General features: G+C 58.4%; 6 protein-coding genes. 4 read left to right on the top strand and 2 right to left on the bottom strand.

Annotated features, from left to right (window positions below):
• Positions 1–619: 619 nt before the first annotated feature.
• Genes SFU85_12900 through SFU85_12885 form a run of 4 tightly spaced genes read left to right on the top strand, consistent with a single transcriptional unit; the run spans position 620 to position 8750 of the window.
• On the top strand, positions 620–3031 hold the full coding sequence (locus SFU85_12900; protein MDX6767673.1) for a hypothetical protein: 2412 nt from the start codon (positions 620–622) through the stop codon (positions 3029–3031).
• Positions 3032–3091: 60 nt separating this feature from the next.
• Positions 3092–4054, top strand: a complete 963-nt coding sequence (locus SFU85_12895) for a hypothetical protein (GenBank protein ID MDX6767672.1) — start codon at positions 3092–3094, stop codon at positions 4052–4054.
• A complete protein-coding gene (locus SFU85_12890; GenBank protein MDX6767671.1) occupies positions 4051–5985 on the top strand; it encodes a sialate O-acetylesterase in 1935 nt (644 codons plus the stop codon). Before SFU85_12895 ends, SFU85_12890 begins: the two co-directional genes overlap by 4 nt.
• A 29-nt stretch (positions 5986–6014) precedes the next feature.
• Positions 6015–8750, top strand: coding sequence for a glycoside hydrolase family 78 protein (locus SFU85_12885; protein MDX6767670.1), 2736 nt, complete (start codon positions 6015–6017; stop codon positions 8748–8750).
• On the opposite strand, the gene SFU85_12880 is transcribed toward SFU85_12885, so the two are convergent.
• Positions 8747–10171, bottom strand: a complete 1425-nt coding sequence (locus SFU85_12880) for an ADP-ribosylglycohydrolase family protein (GenBank protein MDX6767669.1) — start codon at positions 10169–10171, stop codon at positions 8747–8749. The two genes, SFU85_12885 and SFU85_12880, sit on opposite strands and share 4 nt — an antisense overlap.
• A 38-nt stretch (positions 10172–10209) precedes the next feature.
• Positions 10210–11109 carry a hypothetical protein gene (locus tag SFU85_12875; protein MDX6767668.1) on the bottom strand — a complete coding sequence of 300 codons (900 nt, stop codon included), beginning with the start codon at positions 11107–11109 and terminating at the stop codon, positions 10210–10212.
• Between the last annotated feature and the right edge of the window lies 1 nt (position 11110).

The raw sequence follows: 11110 nt of genomic DNA, 5'->3' as shown, positions 1-11110 counted from the left end.
GTTGTTTTGCGTGAACCCGTCCTCCAGGCGAGGCCCGGAACGGGGCGAGCCGTTCCCGAGGTTTGCCTTCCCCCAGGCGTGAGCGGGGGAAGGCCGAAGCCCATGGGGAAACCGAGGGAAGTCGCAACACTTTGCGACGGGGGAAATCGGGGAAACGCCCTGTGCCACAAGGACTTTCCGGTACTGGAGGGTATCCCCACAGTGGGGATACCCGTGGGGAGGGGTTGCCATTAAGGACAAGAGGCCTCAAAATGGGTTCTAAGGCTGGTTAACAACCGCCCCTGTCGCCGCCAGGCACCAAGCCCCCTCCGCCTACAGCCGTGCGGAACCAATGTTAGTTTTTTTAGGGGCGCGGCCTCCGGCTACGCCCTGGAAGGCATTGCGGCTCTCGGCAGCGACCCGGCCCGTTGCCGGGCGCACTCGTCCCGCTGAGCGGGGCTCGCTCAAGTGCTGCCTCATGGCCGCTACACGCGGCCTCGCACATCCAAGACACCAAATTCTGACGCCCGGATTGATTTTGTTGACTGTATCCGGCCAAGCGAATCTGTAAGTGCCTGCTTTGAAGCCTCAAATCCCCTCGACATCGAGCTGGTGCCCGCCATACTGCTATGACTGATACATGAGTCCGCGCGTCCTCCTTTACCATGATGCCAATAGGCCTTGGCGCAGGTTCCAAACGAGCCACGAACCCTGGCTTGAAAAGCCAGGCTATCCTGCCCGCTGGATTCATCATCCGGGTGTCACTGCTGAACCTGCCTTCACCCGTTTTGAACTGGTCTGGAATTCAAAAAAAACGGAATCCCTCCTTTTCCACGTCAGTGCCGACGAACGTTACCAGCTACTCCTGAATGGTCGGCCCTTGGGCGAAGGACCGGAACGCAGTCACCTCCACCACTGGAAATTTGAAAGTTACCAAGTCAAACTCGCCAAGGGAACCCATCGCTTGGAAGCCCTGGTTTGGAGCCTGGGTGCAGCGCGCCCCTGGGCCCAGACTTCGATCCGCCACGGCTTTCTGCTTTGGCCTGAAGCGACAGATTTGATCCCGCGCTTCGCCACAGGCACGGCTCCCTGGCGCAGCCAATCACTTCCCGGATTTCATATTCTGCCGGTCGATCCCGAACTTCACTGCGAGCCCGGCGGCGGACCGGGCATGGGTTTGGACGGAGCGCCAAAGCTGCGCGGTTCAACCCGCTCTGCGATCAACGGCCTGCCCGCGCGTTCGTCCACGGAACGTCTGTATCCAGGACGGAACGAACACGCCTTGGAACCCGCAGAACTGCCCGCGCAACAGACTGGCGTGCTGGAAAAAGCCACAGCCCACATCGTAATGGACTCCCCGGGCAGGAAGGCCTGGCAAAAAAACTTCCCCCCCCCACATGATCCCGCGTCGCGTTCCGTATGGGAAAGGCTTTGGTCCCTAGGGAACCACCTGCGGCTCCCACCCAACCGAACGCTGGAGGTGGTTTGGGATTTGGGCCACTACCAATGCGGTTACCCCCACATCACACTGGACGCCCTGAAATCAAGCGGAGCGAGGATCGAATTTCTGGTGGTAGAAGCCCCCTTCGATGGACCCGAAGGTTTCATGGAAAAAAGCAGGAGGGACGAAGTAGGAGCCCGGTTTTTCCGAGGCCTTACTGACCGCTTTGAGCCCGCTGCCTCAGCAGGTGAACTCCAGAAATTCCGCCCACTCTGGTGGCGCGCCGGACGTTTTCTCCTCCTGCGTATCCACACCGGAAGCTATGGACTGTTGATCCACCGGCTCGGTTGGGAAACCACGGGCTATCCCCTTCGGCCTTCGCTGCCCAAAGTATCTGATTCGTCTTTGCAAAAGATTCTCACCACATCCCTTCGCACCCTGGAGAGATGCTCCCACGAAACCTACATGGATTGTCCTCATTACGAGCAACTGATGTATGCGGGCGATGGTCGCATCGAGGCCCTGTTGACCTACTGTTCATCCGCCGACACCCGGCTGGCCCGCAAAGCGTTGCGGCTCTTCGACCAATCCCGTGCCAACCCCCGGGGCCTGCCCACGGATGCCGTCCCGGGCCCGCACAAGATGATCCCTCCCTTCGCCCTGTGGTGGATTTCCATGATCCACGATTACGCCCTCTGGCACGGCGAACCGGCATTCATCCGGACCCTGCTGCCCGGTGCCCGGCATGTCGCCGATCAATTCCTGGCTTCCGTGGACGAGAAAGGAATAGCCCATCAGCTCGAAGGCTGGAATTTTTATGATTGGTGCTGGCCGGGGGGCATTCCCCCGGGCGGGAAGGCGGGAGAAGCCTGCTCCCTACTGCAATGGCAGCTCATCCTCGTGCTCGGTCAGTTGGAGGAGTTGGAATCCTGGATCGGACAACCGGAGCGAGCCCGGGTCTGGCGGTCGCACACCGATAATCTCATCCGTGGTAGTCGGGCGTTCTGGTCCGCTGGCCGCGGCCTCTACGCCGACACGCCCAGGGGTCGCACTTTTTCCCAACACCCCCAAAGCCTGGCCCTGTTGTCCGGCCACGTTCCCACATCCAAAAGGAAATCCCTCCTGCAAGCACTGGAAGATCCCCGGCCCGGGGTCACCCGGGCGGGTGGATACTTCACCCACTACGTCTTTGCCGCGCTCTTGCAACACGGACGTACGGCCGCGTTTTTCAAAGGCCTGCAACCGTGGCGGGATGCCCTCGCCCAAGGCTTCACCACTTTTCCCGAAACTTTCGGCGCGACCCGGTCGGACTGCCATGCCTGGAATGCCCACCCGCTCTATCATGTCATCACTGAATTGGCCGGATTGCGTCCGGAACGCCTGGGAGGTCGCCACTGGATTTTCGACCCCCAACCTGGCCCACTCCAGCGAATCGCCCTCCGGATTCCACGCGATGGGGGCTCCTTGAGTGTAAAAATCAAAACGACTGCGGGAGAAAGGTTGGCCCAACTCACCATCCCCTCCCACCTGGAAGTGCGTGTCCGGCAGAAAGGGAAAGTCCGTGTGCTAGAAAAAGGGACCCATGCCCTGCGCTTCCCCGAACTGCCCTGAGTTTTCTCCCCATCCACCCTGCCCTCCATGGATTTCCAGCCTCCACTCCAACCTTTGCCTGTGACCGCGCACTTCCAACTGCCTGACCACCATGTCTGGTGCGACAGCTTGGTCGAAGACAACACAGGAACTTACCGCTTTTTTTATTCGCGCTGCCCGAAAGCTGTCGGCTTTGTATTCTGGATTAGGCAATCCAAATTCGCCCGGGCCGTTGCCATTTTGCCCATCAAACCCTGGCAGCCTGAAGAACTTGTCCTGCCCCTGCGTGGCGATAGCTTCTGGGACAGCAGTTGCACCCACACCCCCCCCTTGTTGAAGACGGACGAGGGCTGCCATCTCTTCAACATGGGCAACCACGGCAACGGGGATTGGTTCGAACACCGCAACCCCCAGCGCAACAGACTGGCCCCTACCGGCTCGCCGCTAGAGCCTGGGCAGCGCACCGATCACCCCTTGACCGAACCATGTGAGGATTTCCCTGATGCCCTCATGTGCAGCCATCCCGCCGCTACGACCCGGCTCCTAGGAGGCTATTTCATAATTTACGTTGGGGCAGACAAAGAAAAGCTCCTGTTCTTGGGTGGGCCGGAGGTCCACCTCACCGATCTGGCCTACCGGATCTACGGTCCTTATCGAAGACAAATTTGCTTCCTTTTCACCGCCAAGGGCAGCGATTTCTGGCGACAGATCCTTTCATTTGGACACAGGAGGGGAACGATCAAGCAATCGTCAAAGACAGGTAAAGCCACTTCTCCGGATAGGAACCTTCGCCGGCCTTCTTTGAATCGACTGACGGCCTTTGCTAACAGAACATCCTCATCCTACTGGTCGTCTCGATCGCTCTTGTTTGGAAGGACGGCGAACAAGAAAAGGAACGTCGGCTTGTACATCCCAAATTTTTTCTCAAAAAAGTGCTGCCGACGGCGCTTTGCTGCGCGGCCCTGTTCGATAATGACCGGACCGGCAATATCCAATTCCCGCTTTCGCCCGCAAATAACTAACCATACTCCAACACTCCCATGAACCTCCAGCCCACCCGACTCAAACCACATCCCCTCTTTTCATCCCACGCCGTCCTGCAACAGGGACAACCCAACCCGGTTTGGGGATGGGGCACCCCCGGTGCCTGCGTCACCCTTTCCTTCAGAAGCCATGAGTTCACCACCCGGGTAACCCCGAACAAAAATTGGCGCATCGATCTTCCTCCCCTGACCTCACATCCAGGATCCTCCCTGCACCTCACTTCGGACGACGAATGCCTTATTCTGGAGAACGTTGCCGTGGGTGAAGTGTGGATCGGCTCGGGCCAGTCCAACATGGAGTGGCCCTTGCAGTTCTCCGACCATGCCTACCACGAAATCCAATCGGCCACCGATCCGCTCATCCGTTTGTTCACTGTTCCCCGTTTCCCGTCCCTCGAACCCCGCGCCACCCTGCCCTCCACCTCGTGGTCTCCATGCAGCCCGGAATCGGTGCGGAATTTCTCCGCAGTGGCCTACTTCTTCGGGCGGAAGCTGCGCCAGGAGCTCGACGTGCCCGTCGGATTGATCCATGCCTCCTGGGGAGGTTCGGCCATCCAGCCCTGGCTGCCCCACCATGACGCGTCGAAAGCCTCCGCCGTGGTTGATTCATTTGCGACCCAGTGGCGTGCTTGGGCGGAGAAAGAGTGCCACTCCGATCCCGGCAACACCGGGGAAAAAGACGGCTGGGCCAAGCTGGATTACGACGACCACGACTGGCAGGTCACCCATCTGCCAGGAATCTGGGAAGCCGAAGGACTGGACATAGATGGGGCCGTCTGGTTCCGCAAAGAACTGGAGCTGCCCGCCCATTGGGTGGGACGCGACCTGGTCCTGCATTTCGGGAAAGTGGACGACTTCGACACCACCTATTTCAATGGGGAAATCATCGGTGGACTCGATCGCCGGACTGCGCTGGCCGGAACCACCCAGCGCGTGTATGTCGTCCCGGGAAAACTCGTCCGGGCGGGAAAAAACGTACTCGCGACAAGGATTTTTGACCATGCCGGGGGCGGCGGCATGCTGGCGGACAGTCCCTGGCATTTCACCCTGATTCTGAGCAGCAGCCACGAACAGCGGTTCCTGGCGGGAGAGTGGCGAATCAAAGTGGAGAATGCCCTGCCATCCAAACCCGGAACCATCTGGGCTTCGATGCCCAACGCACCGCTCGACTACCATGCCCAGTTCGAGCCTTCCATGCACCGGGCCTCCCTGTTCAATGGCATGATTGCCCCCCTGGCTCCTTACGGTCTCCGGGGCGTTTTGTGGTATCAGGGGGAAAGCAACGCCCACGAAGCCCACCTCTATCCCGGCTACCTGCGCGAATTGGTGGAAGGCTGGCGTGCCTGGTGGAATGACGAAAACCTGGCATTTTATATCGCGCAACTGGCCGATTGGCTCCAGGGCCAGGATGCCGTCCTGCCTGAAAGCCGGAGCCTTTGGTCGGAACTACGCGAAGCCCAAACCCGAGTGCTCGAGCTACCCCGAACCGGTCTGGCCGTGACCAGGGATCTCGGCGATGCCTACGACATCCACCCCCGGAACAAACAGGGCGTGGGACTCCGCCTGGCTTTGCAGGCCTTGAAAAAGACTTACGGAATAAACCTGCCTGCCGACGGCCCCACTCCCCTCTCCACCTCGTTCTCACCGGGCAAGGTGACCCTCCAATTTGTGCACACGGATTGTGGCCTGCAAACCAGCGATGGAGGGCCCCTCCGAGGGTTTATTCTAGGAGATGCAGCCGGGAATTTCTATCAAGCTGATGCCCGCATCGTCGGTAGTGACAGGGTGGAAGTCAGCAGCTCCCACGTGCCCACTCCAACTGCCGTGCGTTACGCGTGGTTGAGTTACAGCGATGCCAATCTGGAAAACGCTGCGGGGTTGCCCGCAGGGCCCTTCCGCAGCGATGCCCCGCCCTTCGGCAGTATATCCTGACCCGTAGCATAGTAAAGCCATCAACGCTTATGACCACCGTCCAAAGCCTGCGTTGCGAATACCGGACCGACCCGTGGGGTCTGGACATGGCCTCACCCCGGCTGAGCTGGATTGCTGTTTCCTCAAAACGTGCACACGTCCAAAAGGCTTATCAGATTATTGTTTCCCTTAATCCGGAACACTTGCAGATCGACCAAGGCGAACTCTGGGACAGTGGCTGGGTGGAATCGAACAGGCAAAACCAGATCGAATACGCTGGAAAATCACTCGAATCGCGCATGCACTGTCATTGGAAAGTCCGCATTCGGGACCGGGAGGGCAGCGTGTCGCCCTGGAGCGAACCTGCCAGTTGGACGATGGGGCTGATCCACCCTCAGGACTGGAGCGCACACTGGATCGGCATGGAGGAGGCTTTGGGTGTGAAACCCGGCCGATGTGATACCCTCGATCCCCGGGCGGATGACGGTTCGGGCTTGTTAGCCACTCCGCGCTGTCTCAGAAAAACATTCCATATTTCCCAACCGATCCGCCGCGCCACCCTGCACGCCACCGCGCTCGGACTCTATGAGCTGCGAATCAACGGCCAACGGGTAGGCGACCATCTCCTTACCCCGGAATGGACCAATTACCACAAACGGGTGCAGATCCAGACCTGGGATGCCACGGCATTGCTCAGGAAAGGAACCAATACCCTGGGGGCTTTGTTGGGCAATGGTTGGTTCAGCGGCCTTTTCCAGAATTGGCCCTGCACTGTACGCATGTACGGGGACCATCCCCTCTTGTTGGTGCAACTGGAAATCGAATCGTGTGATGGCCTGATCCAAACCGTCAACTCCGACGACACTTGGCGGGGAACGCTTGAGGGTCCGTTGCGTTTTTCCGGAATCTACGAGGGCGAGACCTACGATGCCCGTCGGGAGATGCCGGGCTGGGATGGCCCAAACTTTGATGACTCGCAATGGCGGCCTGTGCAGGTCATTCCCAATCCGGGTGCAGGACGGAGAACATGGAGCAGGGGCGAACCCATCCGCGTATCGCGGGAAATCAAGCCGGTCGAAATCACCGAACCACTGCCGGGAGTTTATGTCTTCACGTTCCCACAAAACATGGTAGGTTGGACGCGATTGCGGACGCGGGGTCCCTCGGGACAGACCATCGAACTCCAGCATGGGGAAATGCGCCAGCCCGATGGTACTGTTTTCACGGAAAACCTGCGCGTGGTCTGCCAAAAACACCAAAGCCAGTTGGACCGGTTTATCTTGCGGGGTGAGGGAGAGGAAACCTTCGAGCCCCATTTCACCTACCATGGCTTCCAGCACGTCGAAGTGCGCGGCCTCCGGGAAAAACCCACTCTCGACACCCTCACCGGGGTGGTCTTTCACACCACCTGCCCGGAGACAGGAAGCTTCACTTGTTCCGAACCTTTGCTCAACCGGCTGGCGCAAAACATCCTTTGGTCGCAAAGGGGGAACTTCATGGGAATCCCGACCGATTGTCCCCAACGCGATGAACGCTGTGGTTACACGGGAGACGCCCAGTTTTTTGTCCGAGCTGCCGTTTATAACATGGATATTGCCGCATTCTTCAGCAAGTGGCTGGTGGATCTCTGCCAGGACTCGCAACTTCCGGGTGGGTGGTTCGCCGACCACGCACCGCACTACTGCACCCCAGGGGCCGGTCCCAACATCGGCTGGTCGGATGCCGGCATCATCTGTCCCTACGAAATCTACCGCACTTACGGAGATACCCGGGTCATCCGGGAACACTATCCCGCAATGCAGCGGAAAATGGAGTGGTTGAAACGGCATTGCCCCCAACATCTCTTCACCGGGCCCGTCGGAAATGGAGATTGGTTGAACAAAGGCGGAGGGGTGTGCAAGGAGGTCCTGGGAACAGCCTATGCTGCTTATGATTTCCATCTGATGGCAGAAATGGCCCGGGCCATCGGTGAAGAAGCGGACGCCCGGCGTTACCAAGAAGAGTCCCACTGTATTGCAGAAGCTTTTGCCGCCTCTTATCTCGACGCGGAAGGCCATATTCAAGAAAGCAGCCAAAGCGGCTACGCCTTGGCATTTACCATGCAGCTAGTTCCCATGTCTCTCAGAAAGGCCATGGCGGAACGATTTGCGGGTGAACTGGAACGATTCGACTGGCATCCGGCCACGGGTTTCATCGGGACACCCCGGCTGCTTCCGGCCCTGCATCAGGCCGGACTCGACCAGGCGGCCTACCGACTGCTCCTGACCCGCACGAGTCCTTCGTGGCTTCATCCCATCACATTGGGATCGACCACCATCTGGGAACATTGGGATTCGTGGGATGGGCAAAATCCCAAGGGCGGCATGAATTCCCTCAACCACTACGCCTTCGGCTCAGTCGGCGAATACCTCTTCGCCCACATCGGCGGCATCCAGGCCGAATCCCCAGGTTACGAGCAAATCCGTATCCAACCGGTCATCCGCGAAGGGCTCACCTGGGCGCACACGGCTTATGATTCCATCCGTGGCCGGATCGCCACTGCCTGGAAACTGGAAGAGGGCCGCCTGGTCCTTGATGTGACCATTCCGGCCAATACATCGGCCACTGTATTCATTCCGACGAAGGACGCCTCACAACTGACAGAACACGGAATACCGATTGGAAATGTGGAAGATGTCCACTTCCTGAAAATGGAAGGAAGCCATGCCGTTCTGCAAGTGGGATCCGGCAGCTATCACTTCGCCACCCTCATCGATTCCAACTTGGGCGATAAAAACACCGGCTAGTTTGCCGCATTCCTGTTTTTTTGGACGATTTCGAGGCTGCGGCGGGCGCACTCAGAAATGGCAATGGGATGATAGTCAATCACAGCGGAACACAGGGTGTCGTTGAGCGGTTTTTTCCACTTGTCTGGAATACGCTCCACACCATGTATGGTGCCCCAGATCGAACCCACGGTGGCTCCGTTGCAATCGGTATCCCATCCGCCCATCACCGCCAGGGTCACGGTCTTCTCAAAATCACCTCCGCCCAAAAGCAGGGCCGCCACAACCAGGGCCGCATTGTTGTTGGTATGCACCCAATGATAGTGCCCGAAAGCCTCGTATAAATCGTCCAACACGGCCTCAAAACGCGCAAAATCAAAACGGTGTCTCCGGCATATTTCCAAGGTGTGGATGATATCCGCATGCAGCCGCGAGCGGGCGGGAATCTCAGCAAGCCCGGCTTGCACCACTTCGAGGGGATTGCTGAGCACGAAACCCGCCGCAATCATGGCGGCAACAAACATTTCCCCGTAAATGCCGTTCTTTACATGGGTCATCCGCGCATCCCGCCAGGCAAATTCAGCCGCCTGTTCCGGATTCCCCGGTGCGGCATAGCCCCAGGAATCGGCGCGGATCTGGGCTCCAATCCATTCACGATAGGGATTCTGGTGGGTGGCCACCCAATTCCAGTCAACCGGCTCGTCCACCCATCCGGGAATACGGTAGCGGATAACCAGATTCCGATAGGCCTGTGTTTCCGCCGTGCAGACAAAGTTATAACTCAAATGATCCATCCATGCCGCCGCAACATCCCGGGTGGTAAAGCTCGAACCCGCATTCCTCATGACCAATTGCCCGAGGACGGTATAAATAATATCGTCGTCGCTCTCCATGAAACGGATGCCATCACGCCGGGAACCCGGACACTCCGGCTTGCCTGTTTCGTGATCCGCAGGCGAAGCGGACGGGAAGTAGTCGCAGAGCGGGTATTCCCCTGGCAGAGCGGAAAGAAAGGCCTTTATACGCTGCCGCCCGTTCATCTGCGGAATGTTGCCGTAGGAAAAACACTCCACCGGACGACCCAACGCGCACCCAATGGAACGACCCAGCCAGGCTCCATGGAGTCGCTGGAGTAATTCTTCGTCCCCGTAAGGCAGGAGCGCAGATCTCCAACCTGGTCCGCGTGCGGCATGGATTTCCGCGAGGTTATTGGGTTCGTGATAAGGGAAATCCTCCAGGACCGGCAGTTGACTAACTTCCCGCCACAACAAAAAAGCCCCCTGATGGTCGGAGGGATCCAGGGCTTCGGCCCGCTTTTGGATCGATCCGACTAAGATGCAATCCTTGCCTTCTTCCAACGACTGTTGGCATTCGTCGAGCACCAATTTCCGGCCAGCATCCCAGCCCCGCAGAAAAGGGATTTCAGGAAAGTCTGCACTCATCGATTTGCGGTTCTGATTACAGACGGGGTGGAATTGGTTTATTGCGCCGGATACCTATCCCTGATCACAGGCAGATACCCCTCAAAATCCAATTCCCAGAAGCGAATAAAATTTCCATTGAGTTGCCAATAAAAGGCGCCGATGACATAGCCTTCCTTTCCTGTATGGGTTTCGTGCAATATCTCCCAGGCATACCAATCTACGGGAAGTTGCATGGGGATGGGTTCCCATGGCCCGTAGGGCGAGTTCGCCATGAAGGCCCCGGCGCCACCCGCACTGGTTATCAGATACCACTTGCAAGAATGCTCAAATACGTTGGGGCTTTCAGGAACCGGATCAGTCTGTAGGACCGCGCCCAAGTCCTCCCATTCAAGAAGGTCATGCGAACGGGCCAGCGCAACAGCCCCACGCCCGTTGCCGTGGAGCACACAAGTATACATCAAGAAGACCCCATCATGATGGATCACATGCGGGTCGCGGCAATCCGCCCAAACCCCTTCCCGCCAGGCGGTCCACGAAGGACCGGAATACACCGGATTCTCCTCGTGACGCTGCCATTGGAAAAGATCGGCACTGGAGGCCAACCCGAGCCATTCCGTGAGTTGGTCATCGAAACCAGTGTAAAGCATCTGCCACTGGTTGGCGTGACGGAACACACAGGGAGCACTGACCACCTGGCTTTCCCACGTGGCGGGAACCACCGGTAGAATCCGGGGATGGATCTCCCAGCTTCGCAAATCGGTACTGGTGGCATGACCGAAACACTTTTCATTGCCCGGCAAGTGCCATTGCTGCGAACAATCATCCGCCTTCCCCACATTGTAAAACAGGTGGTAAGTTTCCCCATCCTTGAGGAGGAAGAAATCCTTGTAGTATTCCCCCGGGACGCGGAACTCCCCCAGTCCGCTCCTCTTCTCGATCAACTCCGCGTTTGCCATC

The sequence above is a fragment of the Candidatus Methylacidiphilales bacterium genome, from assembly GCA_033875315.1.
Classification (GTDB): domain Bacteria; phylum Verrucomicrobiota; class Verrucomicrobiia; order Methylacidiphilales; family CAZTYG01; genus JANRJG01.
This window is presented reverse-complemented; position numbering and strand designations above follow the sequence as displayed.

Bases quoted from the DNA above. Each gene is read 5' to 3' on its own strand.
- SFU85_12900 (MDX6767673.1), top strand. From the start codon at position 620: ATGAGTCCGCGCGTCCTCCTTTACCATGATGCCAATAGGCCTTGGCGC.
- SFU85_12890 (MDX6767671.1), top strand. From the start codon at position 4,051: ATGAACCTCCAGCCCACCCGACTCAAACCACATCCCCTCTTTTCATCC.
- SFU85_12885 (MDX6767670.1), top strand. From the start codon at position 6,015: ATGACCACCGTCCAAAGCCTGCGTTGCGAATACCGGACCGACCCGTGG.
- SFU85_12880 (MDX6767669.1), bottom strand. From the start codon at position 10,171: ATGAGTGCAGACTTTCCTGAAATCCCTTTTCTGCGGGGCTGGGATGCT.
- SFU85_12875 (MDX6767668.1), bottom strand. From the start codon at position 11,109: ATGGCAAACGCGGAGTTGATCGAGAAGAGGAGCGGACTGGGGGAGTTC.